Source organism: Enterovirga sp. CN4-39, from assembly GCF_049446235.1.
Lineage (GTDB): Bacteria > Pseudomonadota > Alphaproteobacteria > Rhizobiales > Beijerinckiaceae > Enterovirga.
Window position 1 is genome coordinate 328,026 of the sequence record NZ_JBMSEF010000002.1, and the last position, 22,510, is coordinate 350,535.

A 22,510-nucleotide genomic window follows, 5' to 3' on the forward strand; every position below is an offset into this window, starting at 1 on the left:
CTAGGCGCCCGCGCGCCCCTCCTCCAGCATCAGCCGGGCGCGGGCGGAGAGCTTCTCCGTCTCGCTCTTCAGCTGCCCGCAGGCCGCCAGGATGTCGCGGCCGCGCGGCGTGCGGACCGGGGAGGCGTAGCCGGCCCGGAACACGATCTCGGAGAAGCGCTCGATCCGCTCCCAGCTCGAGCACTCGTACTTGGTGCCCGGCCAGGGGTTGAACGGGATCAGGTTGATCTTGGCCGGGATGCCGCGCAGCAGGCGCACGAGCTCGCGCGCATCCGCGTCGGAATCGTTCACGCCCTTCAGCATGACGTATTCGAACGTGATGCGGCGGGCATTCGAAAGGCCGGGATAGTCGCGGCAGGCCTGGAGCAGATCCGCGATCGGGTAGCGCTTGTTCAGCGGCACGAGTTCGTTGCGGAGGTCGTCCCGGACGGCATGGAGCGAGATGGCCAGCATCGTGTTGGTGCGCTCGCCGAGCGCCGACATCTCGGGCACGACGCCGGAGGTGGAGACCGTGATGCGCCGGCGGGAGAGGGTGAGCCCCTCGCCGTCGCTCATCACGTCGATTGCAGCGGCCACGTTGTCGAGATTGTAGAGCGGCTCGCCCATTCCCATGAAGACGATGTTCGTCACCAGCCGGCCGCCATCGGGCAGCACCGCGCTCTCGCGGTCGCCGAGTGTCGGGAAATCGCCGAGCCGGTCGCGCGCCACGACGAGCTGCGCGGCGATTTCGGCGGAGGTCAGGTTGCGCACGAGGCGCTGGGTCCCGGTGTGGCAGAAGGAGCAGGTGAGCGTGCAGCCGACCTGGCTCGACACGCAGAGCGTCCCGCGGTCGTCATCCGGGATGTAGACGCACTCGATCTCGGCCCCGCGATCATGCGGGCCGGTCTTGGGCATCCGCAGGAGCCATTTGCGGGTGCCGTCGACGGAGATCTGCTCGGCCGTCACCTCGGGCCGGTCGAGCGTGTAGGCCTCGGCAAGGCCGCGCCGTAGCACCTTGCCGACATTCGTCATCTCGTCGAAGTCCTGGATCCCGCGATGGTAGAGCCAGTGCCAGATCTGGGAGACCCGCATCCGGGCCTCCTTCTCGGGCACGCCGATCGCGAGGAGCTTGTCCTTGAGGGCCGGCCGGGTCAGGCCGATGACCGACGGCCGCGCGCTCTCGACCGCCGGAGCGCCCTGGAGGGCCGGCGGGGGAACGGGTTCGGATACGCGCGCGGCATTGTCGAGCGACGCCGTCGCCATGGTTAGCCTGCCTGATGAGCCTGGATGAGGGGCTCATATAGCATCGCAGGCCGGATTTGTTGAGGGGCGGAAGCCGGCCTTTCCGCGAAGGCTGCCCGGGGGCGCAGCCTCAGGGGCATTCCTTCTTGGCGCGGTCCAGCGCCTGGGCGAAGCCAGCGAGCGAGTAGCGGTCGCCCGTCTTGTTGCCGCGCGCCGAGGTCACAGAGAGCGTCATGGTTTGTCCCCGCGACATCGCGGCGATCACCTGCGCCTCCTCCGCCGGGTTCTTCACCCAGGCATTCTGAGCCTTGGTCACGAGCGGGAACGAGGCGTTGCCGATGGTCACCGAGGCGTCGCCGCCGTCCTTGGCATTGAACCCGAGGACCGTCGCCACCTCGTTGCGCACGTTCTCGGCCGGCCGGAAGGACACGAACACATAGGCCGGCGTGTCCTTGAGGTTCGCGGGCGTGCGGGATTTTGGCTGGGACAGCGCGTAGCAGATCTTCGCCCGCCCGGTCTGGGCCGTGTAGGTGCTCCAGTCGTTGTAGGTCGCCACCAGCGTGGCCTGTCCGCCACCGGGGGCCTGGGCAGCCGGGCGTTGTGCGAGAGCGGGGCCCTGCACGGCGAGCAGGAAGCCGAGCGCCGGGAGGACCAAGGGCAGACGATTCATGGAGGGTACCGAAGCAACGTCTCGTTAAGCTAGGCAGGACAGGGTTAATAAATACAAAACAGGCGAAAATGGCGCCGACCTCTGCCCGCCCCGGCCCCGATCAGCCCAGCCGGTACTCGGCCGCACCTCTGGTCGGAAACCCGCGGGGCGCCTCGGGGTTCTGGATGGCCCCGAACGGATAGGCGGCTTCCACGATATAGGGGCCGCCGCCCACGGACTCCCGCGCCGAGAACAGCACGAAGCGCTCGGCCGTGAAGACGAGCTTGGGGAAGTGCCCGCGCATGGCGATGAAGGCCGCCAGGTCACCGGGCGAGACATCGCGCAGGCGCGCCAGGGTGACGTGCGGCGTGTATTTGCGCGTCTCCGGCTCGAGCCCCACACGCCGCATCAGCCGTTCGTGATCCGCCTGGAGGCGGGCGAGTTCCGGGCTCGGCGCGACCCGCCCGAGAAGGGCCCGCGGACGCCCACCCCCGAAGGTGGAGAGGGCGTCGATGGTGATGCGGAGCGGCGCCCGCACCCGTTCCTCAGCCAGCATGGACGCGATGTCGCGCGCGACGCCGTGATCGACGTCCCCGATGAAGCGCAGCGTGATGTGGTAGTTCGCCGGGTCGATCCAGCGGGCGCCCGGCAGCCCGCCACGATAAAGGGCGAGTTCCTGGCCGATCTCTGGCGGGACCTCGAGGCCGGTGAAAAGGCGTGGCATCGGCATCCCTCCAAATCAGCGACACGGGGATTCTCGCGCCTGCACAAGGCTCGCCGCAAGTGCGGCGGATCGCGCGATCAACAGGCGGTTTCGCCCGGGATCAGCGTCCCGGCGAGAGATCGGGCTTCGCGGCCCCGATATCGTCACCCCGCAGCACCCGTCCGCTCGCCGTGGTGACGAAGGGCCCGCGCGCGTCCGCCGGCAGCCCCGTACGGGCAAAGGCGAGCGCCTCGCGGAGCGTCGGAAACGACTGGTTCGCCTCGCCCCAGGAAAGATCTGCCGAGGCGTTCTCGCCGCGAATCCAGCGCACTTCGGCGGGCTCGTCGAGGTTCAGTTCGTCTGCCATTCCGGTCTCCTACCGCTGGCGAGAACGCCCGAGGCGGCCGGCGGTTCGCCGGGAGGGCCGGGATCACTCCTTGAGTCGACCGAGAAAGGTTTCGACGGCCGGCAGGATTCCCTCCACCATGACCTTCACGCCCTCTGCCGAGGGGTGGAGTCCGTCCGGGAGCTGCAGTTTCGCCTGGCCCTGAACGCCTTCGAGGAAGAACGGGTACAGGACGAGGTCGTATTTCTTGGCGAGATCCGGATAGATCGCATCGAAGCGGCGGATGTAGTCGGGCCCGAGATTGCGGGCCGCGTACATGCCGGCGAGCATGACGGGGATGTTGCGCTCCTTCAGGCGGGTGATGATCGTCTCGAGCGCGCGCCGGGTCACGTCGGGATCGGTCCCGCGCAGCATGTCGTTGGCGCCGAGTTCGAGGATCACGCCATCCGTGCCGTCGGGGACGGACCAGTCGACGCGCTCCAGCCCGCCCGTCGCGGTGTCGCCCGACACGCCTGCATTCACGATCTCGACCTTGTGACCGCGGGCCTTCAGGGCCGCCTGGAGCACGCTCGGGAAGGCTGCCGCTTGCGGCAGATTGTACCCGGCCGTCAGGCTGTCGCCGAGCGCCACGAGCTTGACCGTACGCTCTGGCGCGGCATTTGCGGCTCTCGGGCCGAGAGCTGCCAACGCGGTCACGAACAGGGCCATCGCCAGCGCCCCCCATTTGCCGGGCGCCCGATGCGACCCATATGTCCGGCTGCGCAAAGCCAGCGCCATGTTCAATCTCCCTGGGAACGGGGGCTGAGATCGGGTCTCCGTGAATGCCAGGCAAGATCATCGAACTCGAGGATGTCCAGCTCAGCCTCGGGGATGGAGCCGCGCGCGTCGACGTGCTGCGGGGCATCAGCCTCTCGGTCTCGGCGGGCGAGGCGGTGGGCCTCGTTGGCCCGTCGGGTTCCGGCAAGTCGACGCTCCTCATGGTCCTGGCGGGCCTGGAGAGGCCTGATCGCGGCCGGGTCGTCCTGGACGGGGCGAATCTGACCGGGCTCGGCGAGGATGCGCTCGCGCGGGTGCGCGGCCGCCGCATCGGCATCGTTTTCCAGTCCTTCCACCTCGTGCCGACCATGACGGCGCTGGAGAACGTCGCCCTGCCGCTCGAGCTCGCCGGCCGCGAGAGCGCATTCGAGCGCGCCCGGGCCGAACTCGAGACGGTCGGGCTCGGGGCGCGGCTGCACCACTACCCGGCGCAGCTCTCGGGCGGCGAGCAGCAGCGGGTGGCCATCGCGCGCGCCCTCGCGCCGGATCCCGCGATCGTGGTCGCGGACGAGCCGACCGGAAATCTCGACGAGACGACCGGGCGGGGCGTCGCGGATCTTCTGTTCACGCTGAAGCGCGAGCGCGGCATGACGCTCGTCCTCGTCACGCATGACCCCTCGCTCGCGGCGCGCTGCGATCGTACCGTCGGGCTCCGGGCCGGGCGGATCGCAGAACCCGTCCCGGCGGCGGAGATCTAGGCCAGCATGCACGGCACCATCCCGGCCGCCTCCTCCTCGCCCCCCGGCAAGGCCGGGCTGCCGCTCGTGCTTCGCCTCGCGCTCCGCGAGCTGCGGGGCGGCCTCGCGGGCTTCTTCGTCTTCATCGCCTGCATCGCGCTCGGCGTCGGCGCGATCTCCGGGGTGGCGTCCATCGCGCGCTCCCTCGTCGAGGGCGTGGCGAGCCAGGGCCGGACCATTCTCGGCGGGGATGCCACCTTCTCGCTGATCCAGCGCGAGGCGACTCCCGGGGAAAAGGCGGCGCTCGCCGCCCAGGGCCAGGTCGCGACGGTCGCGACGCTCCGCGCGATGGCGGTCGTGCCCGAGGGAGCGGCGCTGGTCGAGGCGAAGGCCGTGGACGGGAGCTACCCGACCCGCGGCACGCTCGAGACGGAGCCCACGGCCCCGGTCGCGGACCTCCTGGCCGAGCGGAACGGCGTTTGGGGCGCTATCGCGGATCCCGTCCTCTTCGAGCGGCTCGACCTGAAGCCCGGCGCCCGCATCACGGTCGGGGGCGCCGCCTTCGAGCTGCGCGCGCGGCTCGTCGCGGAACCGGACAAGATCGCCAACGGCATCGGGTTCGGGCCGCGCCTCATCCTGTCCCAGGATGCCCTGCGGGCGACGGGCCTTCTGCAGCCCGGGAGCCTGGTCCGCTGGAGCTACCGGCTGTCGCTGCCGCCCGGCCGCGACACGGACGCGGACCTCGCCGCCACCGTCGAGGCCGTCGCGAAGGCTGTCCCGGAAGCCGGCTGGGACGTCCGCACGCGGCTCAACGCCGATCCGCGCTTCACCAGCAACATCCTGCGCTTCTCGCAATTCCTGACGCTCGTCGGCCTGACCGCGTTGCTCGTCGGCGGCGTCGGCGTCGCGAATGCCGTGACGGCCTTCGTGGACCGCAAGCGGAACGCGGTCGGCATCCTGAAGAGCCTGGGCGCGACCGGCGGCACGGTGATCGGCGTCTTTCTCGTCCAGGTGATGGCGATCGCCCTGATCGGCATCGCGATCGGTCTCGCGATCGGGGCAGGGCTCCTGTTCGGCACGGCGGCGCTCGCAGGCTCGATCCTGCCGCTCCCGATCACCCCCACGCTGGCTCCGCTCGATCTCGGGGCGGCCGTGCTCTACGGCCTCCTCACGGCGCTCGCCTTCTCGATCCTGCCGCTGGGCCGCGCGCACGACATCTCCGTCTCCGGCCTGTTCCGGGACCGGATCGCGCCGGACCGGCGCTGGCCACGGGCCCGCTATCTCGTCGCGGCGGCCGCCGCCGGGATCGCCCTCACGGCCCTCGCCGTGGTTGCCGCGCAGGACCGGCGGGTCGCGATGGTCTTCGTCGGCGCGGCCTTCTTCGCCTTTCTCCTGCTGCGCGTGGTGGCCGAAGCCGCGATGGCGATCGCCCGCAGGCTGCCGCATGTCCGGCATCCGTCCGTCCGGCTGGCGATCGCCAACCTGCACCGGCCGGGCGCCCTCACGCCCTCCCTCGTGCTGTCGCTCGGGCTCGGGATCACGCTGCTGGTCACGATCGCCGTGATCGACCGCAATCTCAGCCGCGAGCTGCATTCGACCCTGCCCGACCGGGCGCCGAACTTCTTCTTCATCGACGTGCCGAGCGCCCAGACAGAGGCCTTCGGGCGCTTCCTGGCCGAGAAGGCGCCGGGCTCGGCCCTGGAGGCCGTGCCGATGATGCGGGGCCGCCTGACGGAGCTGAAGGGAATCCCGGTTGCCGAGGTCAAGGCCGCGCAGGAAGTCGCCTGGGTGCTCGACGGCGACCGGGGCATCACCTACGCGAAGGCACTCCCCGCCGGCTCTTCGCTGGTTGCCGGTGAGTGGTGGCCTGCGGATTACCGTGGGCCGCCGCTCGTGTCCTTCGGAGACGAGGCCGCCCGCGGCCTCGGCCTGACCGTCGGCGATACCGTGACCGTCAACGTGCTCGGACGCACCATCACGGCGCGCATCGCGAACCTGCGCAAGATCGACTGGCGCCGCCTCGGCATCAACTTCGTCATGGTGTTCTCGCCCAACACCTTCGCGGGCGCGCCGCATACGGAGCTGATGACGATCACGATGCCGCGGGGGGCGGATCCCGCCGGGGAGCCGCGCCTCCTGCGCGACGTCGCGCGCGCCTTCCCGAGCGTCACGAGCGTCCGGGTGAAGGACGCGCTCGAGGCCTTCAACGACATCGTCGGCCAGCTCCTCTTCGCGATCCGCATCGCGAGCTCCGTCGCACTGCTCGCGAGCGTCCTGGTCCTGGCCGGCGCCCTGGCGGCCGGCCACCGCGCGCGCGTCTACGACGCCGTGATCCTCAAGACGCTCGGCGCCACCCGGCCGAAGCTCGTCCTCGCCTATGCGCTGGAATACGGGATGCTCGGCCTCGCGACGGCCTTGTTCGGGCTGCTGGCCGGCTCCGGGGCCGCCTACTTCGTGATCACGCGAATCATGAAGCTCGGCTTCTCGCCCGATCTGGCATCGGCTGCGTCGTGGGCGCTCGCGGCGGTAGTTGTCGCCGTCGGACTCGGCCTCGGCGGGACGTGGCGGATCCTCGGCCAGAAGCCCGCCCGCCACCTGCGCAGCCAATAGGGAAAGCGCTAACCTTGGCGCGCAGTCGGATGTTCGGCACCGGCCGGGAGGGAGGTCTTCCGGCGCCACAACCTTAGCAAGGCCTTGTCGTCTACTCTGCTTGGCCCCATATTCCGTCCATCGCCGGAGGTCCGGCGCAGGAGGGTGCGTGCAATCCTCCCGAGAACAAACACGCTGAGAGCCATCCAGAGGACGACTCCCATGCCTTCCTTTATCCCGAACCAGGCCGGCTACGGCACGGGGTTCGCCCGGACGACCGCCGAGGTCGATCAGGGCCTCCGTTCCTTCATGCTCGGCGTCTACAACAACATGATCCTCGGCCTTGCCGTCTCCGCGCTGGTCGCGCTGGGCGTCAACAAGCTGGCGGTCACGGCTGACGCCACCCAGGCCGTCGCACGCATGAACGGCCAGTATTTGACTGCGTTCGGTCGTACCCTCTACGGCACGCCCCTGATGTGGGTCGTGGCGCTGGCGCCGCTCGCCTTCATCTTCTTCTTCAGCTTCCGGATGGACAGGATGTCCGCCGCGACGGCGCGCACGACCTTCCTGGCCTTCGCGGCCGTGATGGGCGCGTCGCTCTCGACGGTCCTGCTGCGCTACACCGGCGCGAGCGTCGTCCAGACATTCTTCGTCACGGCGGCGGCCTTCGGCGGCCTCAGCCTGTGGGGCTACACCACGCAGCGTTCGCTGTCGGGGATGGGCTCCTTCCTGATCATGGGCCTGATCGGCCTGATCCTCGCGTCGTTGGTCAACATCTTCCTGGCGTCGAGCGCGCTCCAGTTCGCCATCTCGGCGATCGGCGTGCTGATCTTCGCGGGCCTCACCGCCTACGATACGCAGAAGCTGAAGGAGATGTACCTGTACGGCAACTATGACGGCGAGACCGCCGCCAAGGTGTCCGTCTACGGCGCGCTGACGCTGTACCTCGACTTCATCAACATGTTCCAGTTCCTGCTCGCTTTCATGGGCAACCGGAACGAGTAACGGCTCCGCTTCAAGGCTGGCCTTGCAGAAACCCCGGCCGAAAGCCGGGGTTTTTCTTTGCCCAAGGGGCAGAGACCCCATCTGATCAACGAGGAGAATGCAGTGGCCACCGCGGTCCGTCTGCGCCACCCCCAGTCCGGCATCGTCAGGACCGGCTATTACGGCTTCAGCTGGACGTCGTTCTTCTTCGGCGGCTTCCCGGCGCTGATGCGCGGCGACGTCTGGATCGGGCTCGCGATCCTGGCCGGCTCGCTCGTGGCCTCGGCCTTCTCGGCCGGCCTGCTCTGGTTCGCGGTCGGCCTCGTCTGGGCCTTCATCTACAACAAGCGCTACACGCTAGGGCTGCTCGAACAGGGCTACGTCTTCGACGACGATCCCCGGCGGGTGGCGGACGCGAAGCGCACGCTCGGCGTCGCCTGACGGGCTCCAGTCCGGGATCCAGCCACGCCCGGTCGGCGTGGTGGTCAGATCCCGCGCAGGGTCATGCCCTAGTTCGCCACCACCCGCAGCGGCTCCAGCACGCGCACCACCCGGTCGAGCTCGTGGCCGCGCTTGAGCACGCGCCCGCCCGCCGCCACCACCGAATAGGCGCCCTGGCGCCGCGCAAGGGAGGGCTCCTTCACGATCCGGTAGAGCGGCATCTCCGACGCGCGGCGGAAGACGGAGAAGACCGCCCGGTCCCGCTCGAAATCCATGGCGTAGTCGCGCCACTCCCCCTCTGCGACCATGCGGCCGTAGACGTTGAGGATCAGGCGCAACTCGTCACGGCTGAAGGTGACCTGGGTTTTCGGGGCGGCGGCCGGGAACGGCACCACGTGGCCGCCGCTGCGCAATATCTCAGGCTGCTCGCCCTCGTTCATCCTGCCTCCCGCCTCGGCTGTCATGAGCCCGTCACGGGATGATGGGCCTCACCAGCCCTGCGCGCAAGCGACCGCGTCCGCGTGCTCGGCTGCGTGCGCGTCAGGACGCGGCCTCGACGACGAGGGTGGCGCCCTCGAGCCGGCGGACGACGACATCCCGGCCGGCCGGGAGGTCCGGCCCGATGATGCGCCAGACCGTGTCGTCCACCTTGATCCGCCCCTCGCCGGAGACGATCGGCCGGTCCAGCGTGAAGCGCCGGCCGATCAGGCTTTCCGCACGCCGGTTCAGGGATCCGGCGCCGCCCGCGCTGCCGCGCCAGGTCAGGGCACGCCCGATGAGGACGGCGGCGAGAGACAGGACCGCGAAGGTGACGAAGGAGGCCTGCCACGACAGGTCGAAGGCGGCATCGACCAGCCCCGTGAGGATCGCCGCGATCCCGAGCCAGAGGAGGAAGATCCCGGGCGCCACGGTCTCCAGCCCGATGAGCAGGAGGCCGAGGACCAGCCAAATCCAGGGCTGCAGCCCGACCTCGTCCCACATGGTTCAGGCCGCCGGCGGGGGCGAGGAGGGCGGCAGGCTCCGGCCTGCGCGCGGCCTCGCCTGGCCGCCCGCTCCGTCGCTCCCGAAGACGGAGCGCGTGATCTCGGCGATGCCGCCCAGCGTGCCAGCCAGCGCTGCGGCTTCGATCGGCACCACGACGACTTTCTGGTTCGGGGCAGTCGCGATCGCCTTCATGGCCTCGACGTACTTTTCCGCGACCAGGAAATTCGCTGCCGCTATGTCGCCCCGGCCGATCGCGTCGGACAGCATGCCGGTAGCCTTGGCTTCCGCCTCGGCCAGGCGCTCGCGAGCCTCCGCGTCCCTGAAGGCGGCCTCCTTGCGGCCCTCGGCGGCCAGGATCTGGGCCTGCTTCTGGCCCTCGGCACGGAGCACTTCCGCCTGGCGCAGCCCCTCCGCCTCGAGCACCGCCGCGCGCTTCTCGCGCTCGGCCTTCATCTGGCGGGCCATGGCGCCGGCGAGGTCGGCCGGCGGCAGGATGTCCTTGATCTCTATGCGGGTCACCTTCACGCCCCAGGGGGAGGCGGCGGCGTCCATGACGCGCAGCAGCCGCTCGTTGATCTCGTCCCGGTGCGAGAGGAGCTGGTCGAGGTCCATCGAGCCGACCACCGTGCGGATGTTCGTCATCGTGAGAACGAGCAGCGCCTGTTGCAGATCCGAGACCTCGTAGGAGGCGCGCGGGGCGTCGAGCACCTGGTAGAAGGCGGCGGCATCGATCCTGACGCCGGCATTGTCGCGCGTGAACGCCTCCTGGCTCGGGATGTCGAGCACCTGCTCCATGATGTTCACCTTGTGCCCGATCCGCTCGACATACGGCACGATCAGGCCGAGGCCGGCCGAGAGGGAGCGCGAATACCGGCCGAAGCGCTCGACCGTGTAGACATGCCCCTGGGGCACCGTCCTGACGCCCGCCGCGATGGTCACGATGACCAGGATCACGAGGGCGACCACGAAGACGTTCAACCCGAGCGAGACCTCCATTCCATGCCTCCGGTCCGGGTGCGATCGGCTGCGCGCCCGGCGTGATCTCGTCCTAGTCCGAACTTGGTTTCCGTCTCGTGTCCGTCAGGCGGCTTTCTGGCTCCGGCCGACAAAGGCGCCGCGCAGTCCCTCCGCCAGCGCGGCGACCGGCGCCGAGACGCCCGCGCGGGCGAGGTAGAGATTGATCGAGAAGGGCGGCAGCCCCGGAAGACCGGAGGATGGCCCGAGCACCGTCACCCCGTCCGGAACGGTGCTGGCGAGCGCCGCCACGACGGCGAGGTCTGTCTGCACGGTCGCGCTCGATGCGTCGAGGCTTGAGACGTCCGTCACGACCCGGAACGGGATGTCGGCCTGGCGCAGGGCCTCGAAGATGGTGGGCCTGAAGGCGCAGTTCTCGCAGGAGGCGACGGGGAGCGGCCGCTTGTCGTAGGCCTCCCCGCCCAGCGCCCCCACCCAGACGAGCCGGTCTGTCGCCAGCAACTCGCCCTCGCCGCCCGCCACGGGCTCCTCGACGAGCGCGATGTCGAGCTCGCCGGCCATCAGGGCCGCCTTGAGGGCTCGCGACGCCTTGCAGACGAGCGTGATCTCGACCCGCGGATGGGCGCGCGAAAAGGCGCGCAGCACGGCCGGAAGATAAATCGCCACGAGGTCGTGCGGGACGCCGAGCCGGATCTGGCCGGAATAGACCTCCGTGGTCATCTCGCTCCAGATCTCGTCGTTTAGTGCGAGCAGGCGCTTCGCCCGGCCGAAAACCCGCTCGCCGGCATCGGTCAGCGTGATGCCCCGGCGCTCGCGCTCCACCAGCTGGCAGTCGAAGGCGTCCTCGAGCTTTTTCACCTGCTGGCTCACGGCCGCCTGGGTCAGGTTGAGGACGTTCCCGGCCGCCGTCATCCCGCCGGCTTCGACCACGGTCACGAAGGCTCGCAATTGCCCGACATCGAGGTTGCGCATCCGGCTGCTCGCATTAGAGGTCGTTATGCGAGACATAATGAACATTCGTTTCCATTATGCAAGCCGCCGTCTTACCTCAGGATCACATCGGCCCGCATGGGCCAGCCTGAAGGTCCGAGGAGGACGCCATGTCGGGTTCGATCGTCGCGTTCCGGGAAGAGACCGGCCTTGGCCGGGCCAGCACGGCAGGGCTGGCGGCGAGGCTCCGCCAGCTGGCCGGAGCCCTTCTGGCCGAGTGGCAGCTGCGCCGGGACCTGGCTCATCTGCAGTCGCTGGATGGCCGCGCCCTCCACGACATCGGCCTCACGCGCGGCAGCCTGGAAGGCGCCGTCCGGCACGGCCGGGGCAGGCACTGGCGGCCGCGCACCGAGCCGGGCGAGCCGATCCGCGAGCTGGCCGAATGGCCCGTGATGCCGATCAGCTGGACCGAGTGGCGCTGACCGCCCGACCTCCCTACCGTGAACGGCCGCGGCCGCTCGCGCGCGCCACGGCCTGAACGGGGAGGAGAGGTTGCAGACCGACTGGGCGCTCGTGCGCGAGATGATGATGGGTGCGATCGATGGCTGCGAGAGGCTCGAGGCGCTCGGGCTCGGGGAAGAGGACCGTCACCTGACGGGCGAGGCGAACGGGTTCAGGGCCTCGGTGTTCGACGCCCTCACCAGCGCCTGGACCTATCCCGAGAGCGTGCGATACCGGCTGATCGCCGAGCGCAACGCGGCCGGGGTCGACCGCCCCTACCTGCCGGAATCCGCCCGCATCCTCCGCAACGTGGCCGAAGCCTGCGCCGAGCTCGTCGGTGCCGGCGAGCCCGCCCCCGGGGCGGCTGCAGCGCGCGAGATGGTGCGCTGGTATTCAGGCCACCTCACGCCCCTGCTCGAGGATGCGGCGCGTTCGCGGCCCGTGCCGGCCTGACGTTCAGATCCAGCCCTGGAGCTCGCGCTCCACGACCGTGCGGATCACCCGCATGCCCTCCGGCGAGTCGTTGAGGCAGGGCAGGTAGGCGAAATGCTCGCCGCCGCCGCCCTCGAAATAGTGCCGGTTCTCGCCGTTCAGCTCTTCCAGGGTCTCCAGGCAATCGGCCGAGAAGCCGGGCGCCACGATAGCCATCCGCTTCACGCCCGAGGCGGCCAGCTCCTTCACGGTCTCGTCCGTGTAGGGCTTCAGCCACTCGTCCGGCCCGAAGCGCGACTGGAAGCTCATCCGGAAGCGTTCCTCCGGCCAGCCGAAGGCTTCCCGCATCAGCCGCCAGGTCTTGTGGCAGTGGCAGTAATAGGGGTCGCCCTTCTTCAGGTACTCCTCCGGAATGCCGTGGAAGGAGACGAGGATCACCTCGGGCTCGAAGGTGAGCTTGGCGAGTTCCTGCCGCATCGAGGAGACGATCGCGTCGATATAGACGGGATCGTCGTGGTAGGGCGGCGCGACCCGCACGGCCGGCTGCCAGCGCATGTCCATCAGGGCCCGGAAGGCCTGGTCGCAGGCCGTCGCCGAGGTTGCGGCGCAGTATTGCGGATAGAGCGGCACGAGAAGGATGCGGTCGCAGCCTTCAGCGAGAAGCGCCTCGATCCTGTCCTTCGTGCGCGGAAAGCCGTAGCGCATGGACCAGTCGACCACGATCCGGTCGCCCGCCGTCTCGCGCAGGCTCGCCGCAAGCTGCTCGGCCTGGCTCCGCGTGATCGTCTTGAGCGGGCCCTCGTCCAGCTCGTTGTTCCAGATCGTGGCGTAGTCCCGCCCCTTCCGGCTCGGCCGCGTCGACAGGATGATGCCGTTGAGGAGCGGCCACCAGACGAGGCGCGAGGTTTCGATCACGCGCCGGTCGGAGAGGAACTCCTTCAGGTAGCGGCGCATCGGCCAGTAGGTCGTCGCCTCGGGGGTGCCGAGATTCATCAGCAGGACGCCGAGCCGGCCCGAGCGCACGGGCGGGTGCCCGGCCGGACGGTGTGCGGCGGAAGCTGGGTCGATGGGTGGCGTGGCGCTCGCAGACATGAGGCGCTGATACCCTAGCCGCTCGAGATTTGCCCGGGGACATTTCGCCCGCGGATCAAACCTTCGAGATCGCGTCGTCAGTCCGCGACCTTCTCCTCGGCGAGGCCATGCGCGTCGAAGATGCGGCGCACCGTCCCGTCCCGCTTGGCGCCCGTCAGCCAGTCGGTTGCAAAGGCGAGCGCGGCGGGCCGGTCCTTCGGCACGGCCACGGCCACGGCGGTGTGCTGGAAGCCTCCGCTGACGATGCGGGAGCCGGGAACCTGGTCCCGAACGGGCGCGAGCGAGTCCCGCGACAGCGCGAAGGCATCCGCGCGGCCGTTCTTCATCATGGCGATCGCTTCGGCCACCGATGCGACCGGCTGGGGCTGGGTCCTGGTCAGCGTGCGGGCCGAGGCCCGGATGGTCGTCGTCCCCGCGATGCCGACGACACGCATTCCCGCGCGGTCGACCTCCTTCACGTCGCTCACGCCCGACGCGCCGGTCACCAGATAGGTGCTTTCCAGGTCGTAATAGCCGGGCCCGAAGGCCACGAGTTCGCGCCGCGTCGCGTCCACGGGCATGAAGGCGAGGTCGACCTCGGCCTTGCGGGTCGCCTCCGTGGCCTCGCCCGAATTGGGGAAGATCCGGAACGCGGCCGGTACCCCGAGGGCCTTGGCGAGCGCGTCGCCGAGGTCGCGGGTCACACCCTTCGGGGCGCCGTCCGGTGCGCGGCCGACGAAGAACACGCCGGAATTCGGCGCCTCGACGAGCGCGATGCGGATCCTGCCCGTGGGGGCCAGCTCGGAAAGTGCCCTTCCATCGACCGCGAACGCTGCCGAAGCGGCCATCATGCCTGCCATCGCGACCAGTCCGACACTCAGAATCCTCATGGCGCCCTCCCAGGCTTTCCGGAAGGGGATTGCAGACGCAGCCCGGCGTCAATCCGGCTAGGCCCTCAGGCGGCGGGCGCCTCGATCAGCGACGCGACAGGCCCGGTGGGGATGCGGCGCTCGTGATAGCCGTGGCAGGCGACGCCCTCCGTGAAGGGCGAGATCTCGGTTCGGCAGCGATCGTTCGCGTAGGGGCAGCGCGGGTTGAACGTGCAGCCGGAGGGCGGGTTGATCGGGTTCGGGATCTCGCCCCGCACCGGCTCGCGCCGCCGCCCGACATGGGCGAGGTCCGGCACGGCGTCGAGGAGCATGCGCGAATAGGGGTGCTTCGGCTCGGTGAAGAGCCCGCGCCCGTCGCCGATCTCGACGATGCGGCCGAGATACATGACGCCGATGCGGCTCGCCATGTGCCGCACGACGGCGAGGTTGTGCGAGATGAACAGGTAGGTGAGGCCGAGCCGGTCCTGCAGGTCCCGCATCAGGTTCAGGATCTGCGCCTGGACGGAGACATCGAGCGCCGAGGTCGGCTCGTCGCACACGATGAACTCGGCATCCGAGGCGAGCGCGCGTGCGATCGCAATGCGCTGGCGCTGCCCGCCCGAGAACTCGTGCGGATACTTCACGCCGTCGTCCGGGTGCAGGCCGACCAGCCCGAGCAACTCGCCGACGCGGGCCCGGATCTGGGCCTCGCCCTGGATGAGATCGAAAGCCCGGATCGGCTCGGCGATGATCTTGTCCACGCGCCAGCGCGGGTTCAGGCTCGCATAGGGATCCTGGAAGATCATCTGCATGCGCCGGCGCACGCGCTTGCGGTCGGCCGCGGAGGCACGGCCGGTCATGCTGACGCCGTCGATCGTGACCTCGCCGGCCGTGGGCTCCAGGAGCCCGACGACCATGCGGGCGACCGTCGACTTGCCCGAGCCGGATTCGCCGACGAGCGCGAAGGTCTCGCCGCGCGCGATCTCGAAGGACACGTCGTCGACGGCGCGCAGGAACTGCCTCGGGGCGCGCTCGATGACGCGGTTCAGGAAAGGCGACGAGACGTCGAAGACGCGGCGCAGGTTCTTCACCTGCACGAGCGGGGCGGTGCTCATGCGGCGGCCTCCCGCGGCGCATAGGCCGGATCGTAGAGATGGCACGCGACGGGGTGCCGGTCGTAATTCGTGAGGTCCGGCCGGACGGTCGTGCACGGCCCGTATGCCCGCGGGCAGCGCGGGTTGAACGGGCAGCCCGGGGGAATGGCGGAAAGCCGCGGCATCGAGCCGGGGATCTGCGCGAGCCGGCCCTCATGGCCGGTGAGGGTCGGGATCGCCCCCATCAGGCCCTGCGTATAGGGGTGGAGGGGGCTGCCGACCACGTCCGCCACCTTGCCGATCTCGATCACGCGGCCGGCATACATGACGGCCACGCGGTCGGCCGTCTCGGCGATCACGCCCATGTCGTGGGTGACGAGCATCACGGCCGTGCCGTGGTCGCGGCAGAGGCGCTTCAGCACGGTGATGATCTGCGCCTGGACGGAGACGTCGAGGGCGGTCGTGGGCTCGTCCGCGATGATGAGCTCGGGCTCGGCCGAGAGCGCGAGCGCGATCACGACGCGCTGGCGCATGCCGCCCGAGAACTGGTGCGGGTAGCCGTCGATGCGCTTCTCGGGCGCCGGGATGCCGACCTCGGCCAGGAGGTCGATCGCGCGCTTCCTGGCCGCCGAGGCGGAGAGGTCCGTATGCGTGCGGATCGTCTCCACGAGCTGGTCGCCGATCCGGTAGAGCGGGTTGAGGCTCGTCAGCGGGTCCTGGAAGATCATGCCGATGCGCTTGCCGCGCACCTTGCGCATCTCCTCCGGCGGCAGGTTGTCGATGCGCTGGCCGTCGAGGAGGATTTCGCCGCCCGCGATGCGGCCGGGCCGGTCGATCAGGCCGATCACGGCCGAGCCCGTGACCGACTTGCCGGCGCCGGATTCGCCCACGACGCCCAACACCTCGCCGCGGCCGATGTCGAAGGAGATGCGGTCGAGCGCCCGCAGCGTGCCGCGGCGCGTCACGAACTCGACCGTGAGGTCGCGGACCTGGAGGAGGGGTGTGGTCACGGTGCGATCGCCCAGTTTTCGACCGAGAGGCCGGGCACGCGCCGGAACTCGTCTTCGTTGTTGGTGACGAGCGTCAGCCCGGCGGAACGGGCATGGGCGGCAATCCAGAGATCGTTCGGCCCGATCAACTGCCCGCGCCGTTCCAGATGCGAGCGGATCTCGCCGTAATGGATAGCTGCCGCGGCAGGCATGCCGGCCAGTGTCAGAACGGCCATTAAGCTCTCGAGCGTCGCAAGCGAATGGACACGCTGATCGCTTTTCTCTGCGCCGACACGGAGTTCGCCGTAGCTGATAACGGAGACGATGGCGTCGACGCGGTTGAGCTCGGCCACTCGCCTCACCAGACCCGCAGGCCGCCGCCGCCGCAGGCGGATCAGCGTGTCCGTGTCGAGCAGGAATCCGGCCAAGCTCAGAACTCCTCGCGCGTCTCGGGAGGACGTTCGTCCTTGATCCCCTCGAATACGTCGTCCGGAAGCGCCTGCAGCAGCTGAATGAGCCTCTCCACGTCGAGCTTCTCGGGTTTGGGGCTGAGCACGACATCGTTCCCTACGAGGCGGACGTCGATCTCGCCCTCCGGAAGATTGATGTCGTCGGGCATCAGGACGGTTGTCCGCTTGTCGGACTTGACGACCAGTGCCGTTCCCATGGTCACCTCCCCGAGCACACCTAGTCATGCGAGCGGAGCATTTACCGCAGCTTCGGGTTGAGCGCATCGCGCAGCCAGTCGCCGAGCAGGTTCACGGCGAGCACGAGCAGCGCGAGCGTGAGGCCCGGGAAGGCGGCGATCCACCATTCGCCGGAGAAGAGGTAGCGGTTGCCGATCCGGATCAGGGTGCCGAGCGAGGGCTGGGTGTCCGGCATGCCGGAGCCGAGGAACGAGAGCGTCGCCTCCGTGATGATGGCGAGCGCGAAGTTGATCGTCGCGATGGCGAAGACCGGCCCGATCGCGTTCGGCAGCACGTGCCGCACCATGATGACGGGCGAGGGCAGCCCGATCAGGCGGGCGGCGTGCACGTAGTCGCGGTTCTTCTCCACCATGACGGAGGAGCGCACCGTCCGGGCGTACTGGACCCAGAAGGACAGCCCGATCGAGAGCACGAGCACGCCGAGGATCGCGCTCGTCGACATCTGGCCGCCGGAGACCGCCTTCGCGACGCCGTCCACCAGGAGTGCGATCAGGATCGCCGGAAAGGTCAGCTGCACGTCGGCGATCCGCATGATCACGGCATCGACGGCCCCGCCGAAATACCCGGCCATCAGGCCGAGCGCGATGCCGAGGGTGGCCGAGAACAGCACCCCGAGCGCGCCCACGATCAGCGACACGCGCAGGCCGTGAAGGATGGCAGAGAGGATGTCGCGCCCCTGGTCGTCAGTGCCGAGCAGGAAGGGCCACTGGCCATCCGCCGACCAATAGGGCGGGATGCGGCTGTTGATCAGCTCGAGCTGGGCGGGATCGAACGGATCCTGCGGGCCGAGATTGGCCAGCACGGCCGCCAGGAAGAAGACCAGCGTCGCGAAGGCCGCGACCATCGCCAGCTTGGAGCTCTTGAAGGAGGCCCAGAGGTCGCTGTCGAGCGCCCGGGCCAGGAAGCCGGGCGGCTTGGCGCCAGCAGCCGCGCCCGATGTGCTTGAGACCGCCATCAGGAGGGCCGCCCGGAGATGGTGATGCGCGGATCGACCGCCGTGTAGAGGATGTCCACCACGAGGTTGATCGTCACGAAGATGAAGGCGACCAGCAGCAGGTAGGCCGCCATGATCGGGATATCGACGTTCTGGACGGCCTGGAGGAACAGGAACCCCATCCCGGGCCACTGGAACACGGTCTCGGTGATGATCGAGAAGGCGATGACCGAGCCGAGCTGCAGGCCCGCGATGGTGATCACCGGGATCAGGGTGTTCTTCAGGGCGTGGCCGAAATGGATCGCGCGGGTGCGCAGTCCGCGCGCGCGGGCGAACCGGATGTAGTCGGTGCGCAAAACCTCCAGCATCTCGGCCCGCACGAGCCGCATCACCAGCGTCATCTGGAACAAGCCGAGCGTGATGGAGGGCAGGACCAGCGCAAGCAGCCCGGACCGGGTGAGGAAGCCGGTCGTCCAGCCGCCCACGTTCACTACGTCGCCGCGCCCGAAGGAGGGCAGCCAGCGCAGGCTCTCCGAGAAGACGTAGATCAGCAGGATGCCGATCAGGAAGGTCGGCAGCGAGATGCCGAGAAGCGAAACGGTCTCGAGCGTCGCGGCGAGCGCCGTCCCGCGTTTCAGCGCCGCCACCACGCCCAGCAGGACGCCCAGACCGAGCGCGAAGATCGTCGCGCACAAGGCGAGCTCGAGCGTCGCCGGCAGGCGCTCGGCGAAGAGGGCCGAGACGGGCTGGCGGAACTGGTAGGAGATGCCGAAATCGCCCGTGACGGCCCGGCCGAGATAGCGGCCGATCTGCACCGGGATCGGGTCGTCGAGGCCGAGCGAGGCGCGGATCTTCATCCGCTCCTCGTAGGGCGTGTCGAGCGAAACGATCTGGTTCACGGGATCGCCGACGAACCGGAACATCGTGAAGGCGATCACGCCGACGGCGAGGAACACGCCGATGGCCTGGAGGACGCGCCGGACCAGGAAAGCAATCATTCAGGAAAACTCAGGTCCCGGCCGGAACGGGCCGGCCGGGTCCGCGATGCAGGAAGGGTGCCGTTACTCGCCCTTCACGACCCACTCGAACCGCACCTGGTTGTCGCCGCGCTGAGCCACCTTCAGCTTCTTCGACACGCCCCAGGCCAGCGACTGCTGGTGCAACGGGATGTAGCCGTAATCGGCGATGCCGATCTCGTAGGCCTGCTTGATCATCCCGTCGCGCTTGGCCTGGTCGGTCTCGACGAGGATCTGGTCCGTCAGCTCGTCGAGCTTCGGGTTGCAGTAGCCGCCGGAGTTCGTGTCGCCGCGCGAGGCGCCGTTGCGGCCGCGGCAGCCCATGATCTCGTAGAGAACGTTGTGGCTGTCGCCCGTCGCCGGCGTCCAGCCGAGCAGGTAGAACGAGGTGTTGAACCCGCCCGACTTGAGGATCTTGGCGAAGTACTGCGCCTTCGGCTCGATGATCGGGTTCACCTTCACGCCGACGCGGGCGAGCATGCCGATGACGGCGCGGCAGATGTCGCCGTCATTAACGTAGCGGTCGGAGGGGCAGTTCATCCCGACCTCGAAACCGTCCGGATACCCGGCTTCGGCGAGCAGCTTCTTGGCCCGGTCAGGATCGGCCTTCGGACGGGTGAAGTCCTTGGCGAGCCTGAAATATTCGGGCGCGATCATGAGCGCCGACGGGGTCGACAGGTTGCGCATCACCCGCGACTTGATCACGTCGACGTCGATCGCCTTGTAGAAGGCCTCGCGCACGCGGGGATCCTTGAAAGGGTTCTTGCCCTTCACGTTGGAATTCACGAGCTCATCGCGCACCTGGTCCATGCCGAGGAAGATGGTCCGGGTCTCGGGACCGGTCAGCACCTGGGCGTTCGGCGAGCCGTTGACGCGGTTGATGTCCTGCAGCGGCACGGGCTCGATGATGTCGACCTCGCCGGAGAGGAGCGCCGAGACGCGGGTCGAGTCGTTGGCGATCGGCGTGAAGATGACCTCGTCGACATTGCCCTCCATCTTCCCCCAGTAGTTGGGGTTCTTCTTGAAGACGGTGCGGACGCCCGGCTGGTGGCTCTCGATCGTGAACGGGCCCGTGCCCATCGCGTTCAGGGAGGCGAAGCTCGGGGTCGTGGCGGCCGCCGGGGTCGGGGCGACGGCATTGTTCTTCTCCGACCACGCCTTCGACATGATGTACCAGCCGTCGAACTGGTAGTTCAGGATCGGGTTTGGCTTGTCCGTGATGATGTCGACCGTGTGGTCGTCGACCTTGACCACCTTCGCGTCCGGCGGCAGGCGGGTCGCGAAGTTGGAGCCCGGCGCGCGCACGCGTTCCGCCGAGAAGACGACGTCGTCGGCCGTGAAGGGCGTGCCGTCGGAGAACTTCACGCCCTTGCGCAGGTAGAAGCGCCAGCGGTTCGGCTCGGGGATCTCCCAGCGCTCCGCCAGGGCCGGCTTGATCGACAGGTCCTTGTCGCGCTTCGTCAGGCCCTCGTAGACATGGCCGAGATGCGCGATCGTGGTCGTCTCGTTCAGGGTGTAGGGATCGAGCGCCTTGAGGTCGCCCTGGTTGGCATAGCGGACCGTCACGGCCGAGGCGGGCAGGGCGGCCGTAATGGCGCCGGCAGCCGCAAGCGCCAGGATTACGCTGCGAAACTTCATGCGATGGGATCTCCGAGAGCCGTCACCGATCGGAGGTGCCAGCCTGGGCGGGGAATTTAGAACGTCTCAGACAAGCCGGTCCAGCCCCGCTTGTCTGCGGCATAGCGGTCTTTCGCCGTGCGAAGAAAGTCGTAGGCCGGTCATCGCCACCCGAATTCGCTCGACAGCCGGGCCGTCTTCGGATATGGCGGCGGGCAATTCACAACAGGATGCTGAAATCCTGCGGGATGACGACGTCGCCCGCCAGCAGAGGTTTTTCGCCATGAACATCATCGAGCAGCTCGAGCGCGAGCAGATCGCGGCCCTCGGCAAGACGATCCCGGATTTCGAGCCCGGCGACACCGTCATCGTCAACGTGAAGGTCCGCGAAGGCGAGCGCACCCGCGTGCAGGCCTACGAAGGCGTGTGCATCGCGCGTTCGGGCGGCGGGCTGAACGAGTCCTTCACGGTCCGCAAGATCTCCTACGGCGAGGGCGTCGAGCGCGTGTTCCCGGTCTATTCGCCGGTGATCGACTCGATCAAGGTCGTGCGCCGGGGCAAGGTTCGCCGCGCGAAGCTGTACTACCTGCGCGACCGCCGCGGTAAGTCGGCCCGTATCGCGGAGCGCACCGATCGCCGCGCGAGCAACCAGAACGCCAAGGCCCAGGCGCCGGCGGCCGCCGAGTAATCGGCCCGGCCAGGACGCCCACGAAAGCCGCCGCAAGGCGGCTTTTTTGTTGCTCCGGTTGACCTTGGCTCCAAATCATGGATGTCTTTTATCCATGATCGAGGGCCGGCGGTGAAACTCAGCGACGGCGTCGAGCAGGCGATCCACTGCGCGGCCATGATGACGGGGCTGGCGCCGGGGGCCGTGCTCTCGGCCGCCGCCCTCGCCGAGTTCCACGGGGTCTCGCCGAGCTACCTGCTCAAGCACCTCCAGGCGCTGTCGCGCGCCGGCATCCTCAGGACCGTTCCGGGTCCGAAGGGCGGCTATTGCCTCGCGCGCGCCCCGAAGGAAATCTCGCTGCTCGACATCGTGCTTGCCGTCGAGGGGAGCGAGCCTGCCTTCCGCTGCGCCGAGATCCGCCAGCGCGGACCGAACCCGCTCCCGGGCCGGTATTTCAAGGCGCCATGCGGGATCAAGGTCGCCATGCTCAAGGCGGAGCGCGCCTACCGGGCCGAGTTGAAGGGGGTCACGCTGGCCGATCTCCTGGAGGATCTGGCGGCGGTCGACGATGGGGCCATCGCGGCGAGGGGTTGCGCCTTCCTCGCCCGAAACCAGCGATCCTGAGGCGCCTCGCGAGGAGACCATCAATGCATGAGCGTCTTGTCTACGGGAAGGTCGTGCCCGACGCGTACAAGGCCGTTCTCGGCCTCGAAACCTATGTCCAGAAAAGCGGGCTGGAGCGCCGCTTCGTCCACCTCGTCAAGCTTCGCGCCTCCCAGATCAACGGCTGCGCCTATTGCGTCGACATGCACTCGAAGGAGGCGCGCCACGACGGATTGAGCGAGCAGTGGATCAACCTCCTCTGCGTCTGGCAGGAATCCCCCGTCTACGACGCACGCGAGCGGGCGCTCCTCGCCTGGACGGAAGCCGTGACCCTCCTGGCCGATACGGGTGCGCCGGACGAGGATTATGCCGCCCTGCGAGAGCACTTCTCCGACGAGGACATCGTCAAGCTGACGGTGGCCATCGCGACCATCAATGTCTGGAACCGCCTCGCCGTGGGCTTCCGCTCCCAGCATCCGGTCGACAAGACCGCGCCGGCCGCGTGAAGCGGGAGGCACGGAGGCCTGCGCGCCGCATTGCCGCGCGCAGGCAATCGGATTAGATATCTGGAATGGCTTCAAGGACGGTAGCGCGCATCGCTCCGGGGCTCGTGGTGCTCCACGACCACGCGCGCCTGCCGTCCAGGTTCTTCGGCCGGTTCACGGCGGCGATCCTCGCGGACCTTAGACGCTCAG

The 22,510-nt window shown here is 68.9% G+C and carries 27 protein-coding genes; 9 read left to right on the forward strand and 18 right to left on the reverse strand.

Annotated elements, in window-relative coordinates:
* The 5 genes from rlmN to ACO2SS_RS05340 form a co-directional block, all read right to left on the reverse strand.
* Positions 1-1,242 (reverse strand): 23S rRNA (adenine(2503)-C(2))-methyltransferase RlmN, encoded by a 1,242-nt coding sequence (gene rlmN, locus ACO2SS_RS05320; RefSeq protein WP_423276550.1) that lies wholly within the window; start codon positions 1,240-1,242, stop codon positions 1-3.
* Positions 1,243-1,351: 109 nt separating this feature from the next.
* Positions 1,352-1,891: an invasion associated locus B family protein gene (locus ACO2SS_RS05325; RefSeq protein ID WP_423276551.1), complete on the reverse strand. Its 540-nt coding sequence runs from the start codon at positions 1,889-1,891 to the stop codon at positions 1,352-1,354.
* A gap of 100 nt (positions 1,892-1,991) precedes the next feature.
* A complete protein-coding gene (thpR, locus tag ACO2SS_RS05330) occupies positions 1,992-2,594 on the reverse strand; it encodes an RNA 2',3'-cyclic phosphodiesterase (protein ID WP_423276552.1) in 603 nt (200 codons plus the stop codon).
* A 100-nt stretch (positions 2,595-2,694) separates the two neighbouring features.
* Positions 2,695-2,940, reverse strand: coding sequence for a hypothetical protein (locus tag ACO2SS_RS05335; RefSeq protein ID WP_423276553.1), 246 nt, complete (start codon positions 2,938-2,940; stop codon positions 2,695-2,697).
* Between the two features lie 63 nt (positions 2,941-3,003).
* Positions 3,004-3,627 (reverse strand): arylesterase, encoded by a 624-nt coding sequence (locus ACO2SS_RS05340; RefSeq protein WP_423276803.1) that lies wholly within the window; start codon positions 3,625-3,627, stop codon positions 3,004-3,006.
* 113 nt (positions 3,628-3,740) lie between these two features.
* On the opposite strand from ACO2SS_RS05340, the gene ACO2SS_RS05345 reads away from it, so the two are divergent.
* The 4 genes from ACO2SS_RS05345 to ACO2SS_RS05360 all read left to right on the forward strand — a co-directional run bounded on the left by ACO2SS_RS05345 (position 3,741) and on the right by ACO2SS_RS05360 (position 8,426).
* Positions 3,741-4,433 carry an ABC transporter ATP-binding protein gene (locus ACO2SS_RS05345; protein WP_423276554.1) on the forward strand — a complete coding sequence of 231 codons (693 nt, stop codon included), beginning with the start codon at positions 3,741-3,743 and terminating at the stop codon, positions 4,431-4,433.
* Positions 4,434-4,439: 6 nt separating this feature from the next.
* Positions 4,440-7,022, forward strand: a complete 2,583-nt coding sequence (locus ACO2SS_RS05350) for an ABC transporter permease (RefSeq protein WP_423276555.1) — start codon at positions 4,440-4,442, stop codon at positions 7,020-7,022.
* Positions 7,023-7,223: 201 nt separating this feature from the next.
* Positions 7,224-8,006, forward strand: a complete 783-nt coding sequence (locus ACO2SS_RS05355) for a Bax inhibitor-1/YccA family protein (protein ID WP_423276556.1) — start codon at positions 7,224-7,226, stop codon at positions 8,004-8,006.
* Between the two features lie 102 nt (positions 8,007-8,108).
* On the forward strand, positions 8,109-8,426 hold the full coding sequence (locus ACO2SS_RS05360) for a hypothetical protein (RefSeq protein WP_423276557.1): 318 nt from the start codon (positions 8,109-8,111) through the stop codon (positions 8,424-8,426).
* 68 nt (positions 8,427-8,494) lie between these two features.
* On the opposite strand, the gene ACO2SS_RS05365 is transcribed toward ACO2SS_RS05360, so the two are convergent.
* From ACO2SS_RS05365 to ACO2SS_RS05380, 4 genes are all read right to left on the reverse strand, one after another.
* Positions 8,495-8,866, reverse strand: a complete 372-nt coding sequence (locus ACO2SS_RS05365) for a DUF2794 domain-containing protein (protein ID WP_423276558.1) — start codon at positions 8,864-8,866, stop codon at positions 8,495-8,497.
* A 100-nt stretch (positions 8,867-8,966) separates the two neighbouring features.
* Positions 8,967-9,407, reverse strand: a complete 441-nt coding sequence (locus ACO2SS_RS05370; protein WP_423276559.1) for an NfeD family protein — start codon at positions 9,405-9,407, stop codon at positions 8,967-8,969.
* Between the two features lie 3 nt (positions 9,408-9,410).
* Positions 9,411-10,406 carry an SPFH domain-containing protein gene (locus ACO2SS_RS05375; RefSeq protein ID WP_423276560.1) on the reverse strand — a complete coding sequence of 332 codons (996 nt, stop codon included), beginning with the start codon at positions 10,404-10,406 and terminating at the stop codon, positions 9,411-9,413.
* A gap of 84 nt (positions 10,407-10,490) precedes the next feature.
* Positions 10,491-11,357: a LysR family transcriptional regulator gene (locus ACO2SS_RS05380; protein ID WP_423276561.1), complete on the reverse strand. Its 867-nt coding sequence runs from the start codon at positions 11,355-11,357 to the stop codon at positions 10,491-10,493.
* A gap of 128 nt (positions 11,358-11,485) precedes the next feature.
* On the opposite strand from ACO2SS_RS05380, the gene ACO2SS_RS05385 reads away from it, so the two are divergent.
* The gene (locus tag ACO2SS_RS05385; RefSeq protein ID WP_423276562.1) at positions 11,486-11,797 is read left to right on the forward strand and encodes a DUF1127 domain-containing protein; all 312 of its coding nucleotides are present in this window, start codon (positions 11,486-11,488) and stop codon (positions 11,795-11,797) included.
* Positions 11,798-11,867: 70 nt separating this feature from the next.
* The gene (locus tag ACO2SS_RS05390; protein WP_423276563.1) at positions 11,868-12,269 is read left to right on the forward strand and encodes a hypothetical protein; all 402 of its coding nucleotides are present in this window, start codon (positions 11,868-11,870) and stop codon (positions 12,267-12,269) included.
* A 3-nt stretch (positions 12,270-12,272) separates the two neighbouring features.
* Here the strand turns inward: ACO2SS_RS05390 and hemH are convergent, their stop codons facing one another.
* From hemH to ACO2SS_RS05435, 9 genes are all read right to left on the reverse strand, one after another.
* Positions 12,273-13,340 carry a ferrochelatase gene (gene hemH / locus ACO2SS_RS05395; protein ID WP_423276564.1) on the reverse strand — a complete coding sequence of 356 codons (1,068 nt, stop codon included), beginning with the start codon at positions 13,338-13,340 and terminating at the stop codon, positions 12,273-12,275.
* A gap of 77 nt (positions 13,341-13,417) precedes the next feature.
* On the reverse strand, positions 13,418-14,209 hold the full coding sequence (locus ACO2SS_RS05400; protein ID WP_423276565.1) for a transporter substrate-binding domain-containing protein: 792 nt from the start codon (positions 14,207-14,209) through the stop codon (positions 13,418-13,420).
* A 65-nt stretch (positions 14,210-14,274) separates the two neighbouring features.
* Positions 14,275-15,303 carry an ABC transporter ATP-binding protein gene (locus ACO2SS_RS05405; protein ID WP_423276566.1) on the reverse strand — a complete coding sequence of 343 codons (1,029 nt, stop codon included), beginning with the start codon at positions 15,301-15,303 and terminating at the stop codon, positions 14,275-14,277.
* Positions 15,300-16,292 carry an ABC transporter ATP-binding protein gene (locus ACO2SS_RS05410; RefSeq protein WP_423276567.1) on the reverse strand — a complete coding sequence of 331 codons (993 nt, stop codon included), beginning with the start codon at positions 16,290-16,292 and terminating at the stop codon, positions 15,300-15,302. The genes ACO2SS_RS05405 and ACO2SS_RS05410 overlap by 4 nt, the downstream gene beginning before the upstream one ends.
* Positions 16,289-16,699, reverse strand: a complete 411-nt coding sequence (locus ACO2SS_RS05415; protein ID WP_423276568.1) for a type II toxin-antitoxin system VapC family toxin — start codon at positions 16,697-16,699, stop codon at positions 16,289-16,291. The genes ACO2SS_RS05410 and ACO2SS_RS05415 overlap by 4 nt, the downstream gene beginning before the upstream one ends.
* A 2-nt stretch (positions 16,700-16,701) precedes the next feature.
* Positions 16,702-16,938, reverse strand: coding sequence for a hypothetical protein (locus tag ACO2SS_RS05420; RefSeq protein ID WP_423276569.1), 237 nt, complete (start codon positions 16,936-16,938; stop codon positions 16,702-16,704).
* A 41-nt stretch (positions 16,939-16,979) separates the two neighbouring features.
* The gene (locus ACO2SS_RS05425) at positions 16,980-17,933 is read right to left on the reverse strand and encodes an ABC transporter permease (RefSeq protein WP_423276570.1); all 954 of its coding nucleotides are present in this window, start codon (positions 17,931-17,933) and stop codon (positions 16,980-16,982) included.
* Entirely contained in the window at positions 17,933-18,910 is a 978-nt protein-coding gene (locus tag ACO2SS_RS05430) for an ABC transporter permease (protein WP_423276571.1), read from the reverse strand. Before ACO2SS_RS05430 ends, ACO2SS_RS05425 begins: the two co-directional genes overlap by 1 nt.
* A 63-nt stretch (positions 18,911-18,973) precedes the next feature.
* The gene (locus ACO2SS_RS05435; protein ID WP_423276572.1) at positions 18,974-20,566 is read right to left on the reverse strand and encodes an ABC transporter substrate-binding protein; all 1,593 of its coding nucleotides are present in this window, start codon (positions 20,564-20,566) and stop codon (positions 18,974-18,976) included.
* Between the two features lie 262 nt (positions 20,567-20,828).
* On the opposite strand from ACO2SS_RS05435, the gene rplS reads away from it, so the two are divergent.
* The 3 genes from rplS (at position 20,829) to ACO2SS_RS05450 (ending at position 22,321) form a co-directional block, all read left to right on the forward strand.
* The gene (rplS, locus tag ACO2SS_RS05440) at positions 20,829-21,233 is read left to right on the forward strand and encodes a 50S ribosomal protein L19 (protein ID WP_423276573.1); all 405 of its coding nucleotides are present in this window, start codon (positions 20,829-20,831) and stop codon (positions 21,231-21,233) included.
* Between the two features lie 111 nt (positions 21,234-21,344).
* Entirely contained in the window at positions 21,345-21,836 is a 492-nt protein-coding gene (locus ACO2SS_RS05445) for an Rrf2 family transcriptional regulator (protein ID WP_423276574.1), read from the forward strand.
* Between the two features lie 23 nt (positions 21,837-21,859).
* Positions 21,860-22,321 (forward strand): carboxymuconolactone decarboxylase family protein, encoded by a 462-nt coding sequence (locus tag ACO2SS_RS05450; protein WP_423276575.1) that lies wholly within the window; start codon positions 21,860-21,862, stop codon positions 22,319-22,321.
* Positions 22,322-22,510: the final 189 nt, after the last annotated feature.

Bases quoted from the DNA above. Each gene is read 5' to 3' on its own strand.
- rlmN (WP_423276550.1), bottom strand. From the start codon at position 1,242: ATGGCGACGGCGTCGCTCGACAATGCCGCGCGCGTATCCGAACCCGTT.
- ACO2SS_RS05325 (WP_423276551.1), bottom strand. From the start codon at position 1,891: ATGAATCGTCTGCCCTTGGTCCTCCCGGCGCTCGGCTTCCTGCTCGCC.
- thpR (WP_423276552.1), bottom strand. From the start codon at position 2,594: ATGCCACGCCTTTTCACCGGCCTCGAGGTCCCGCCAGAGATCGGCCAG.
- ACO2SS_RS05335 (WP_423276553.1), bottom strand. From the start codon at position 2,940: ATGGCAGACGAACTGAACCTCGACGAGCCCGCCGAAGTGCGCTGGATT.
- ACO2SS_RS05340 (WP_423276803.1), bottom strand. From the start codon at position 3,627: ATGGCCCTGTTCGTGACCGCGTTGGCAGCTCTCGGCCCGAGAGCCGCA.
- ACO2SS_RS05345 (WP_423276554.1), top strand. From the start codon at position 3,741: ATGCCAGGCAAGATCATCGAACTCGAGGATGTCCAGCTCAGCCTCGGG.
- ACO2SS_RS05350 (WP_423276555.1), top strand. From the start codon at position 4,440: ATGCACGGCACCATCCCGGCCGCCTCCTCCTCGCCCCCCGGCAAGGCC.
- ACO2SS_RS05355 (WP_423276556.1), top strand. From the start codon at position 7,224: ATGCCTTCCTTTATCCCGAACCAGGCCGGCTACGGCACGGGGTTCGCC.
- ACO2SS_RS05365 (WP_423276558.1), bottom strand. From the start codon at position 8,866: ATGAACGAGGGCGAGCAGCCTGAGATATTGCGCAGCGGCGGCCACGTG.
- ACO2SS_RS05370 (WP_423276559.1), bottom strand. From the start codon at position 9,407: ATGTGGGACGAGGTCGGGCTGCAGCCCTGGATTTGGCTGGTCCTCGGC.
- ACO2SS_RS05375 (WP_423276560.1), bottom strand. From the start codon at position 10,406: ATGGAGGTCTCGCTCGGGTTGAACGTCTTCGTGGTCGCCCTCGTGATC.
- ACO2SS_RS05380 (WP_423276561.1), bottom strand. From the start codon at position 11,357: ATGCGCAACCTCGATGTCGGGCAATTGCGAGCCTTCGTGACCGTGGTC.
- ACO2SS_RS05385 (WP_423276562.1), top strand. From the start codon at position 11,486: ATGTCGGGTTCGATCGTCGCGTTCCGGGAAGAGACCGGCCTTGGCCGG.
- hemH (WP_423276564.1), bottom strand. From the start codon at position 13,340: ATGTCTGCGAGCGCCACGCCACCCATCGACCCAGCTTCCGCCGCACAC.
- ACO2SS_RS05400 (WP_423276565.1), bottom strand. From the start codon at position 14,209: ATGAGGATTCTGAGTGTCGGACTGGTCGCGATGGCAGGCATGATGGCC.
- ACO2SS_RS05405 (WP_423276566.1), bottom strand. From the start codon at position 15,303: ATGAGCACCGCCCCGCTCGTGCAGGTGAAGAACCTGCGCCGCGTCTTC.
- ACO2SS_RS05420 (WP_423276569.1), bottom strand. From the start codon at position 16,938: ATGGGAACGGCACTGGTCGTCAAGTCCGACAAGCGGACAACCGTCCTG.
- ACO2SS_RS05425 (WP_423276570.1), bottom strand. From the start codon at position 17,933: ATGGCGGTCTCAAGCACATCGGGCGCGGCTGCTGGCGCCAAGCCGCCC.
- ACO2SS_RS05430 (WP_423276571.1), bottom strand. From the start codon at position 18,910: ATGATTGCTTTCCTGGTCCGGCGCGTCCTCCAGGCCATCGGCGTGTTC.
- ACO2SS_RS05435 (WP_423276572.1), bottom strand. From the start codon at position 20,566: ATGAAGTTTCGCAGCGTAATCCTGGCGCTTGCGGCTGCCGGCGCCATT.
- rplS (WP_423276573.1), top strand. From the start codon at position 20,829: ATGAACATCATCGAGCAGCTCGAGCGCGAGCAGATCGCGGCCCTCGGC.
- ACO2SS_RS05450 (WP_423276575.1), top strand. From the start codon at position 21,860: ATGCATGAGCGTCTTGTCTACGGGAAGGTCGTGCCCGACGCGTACAAG.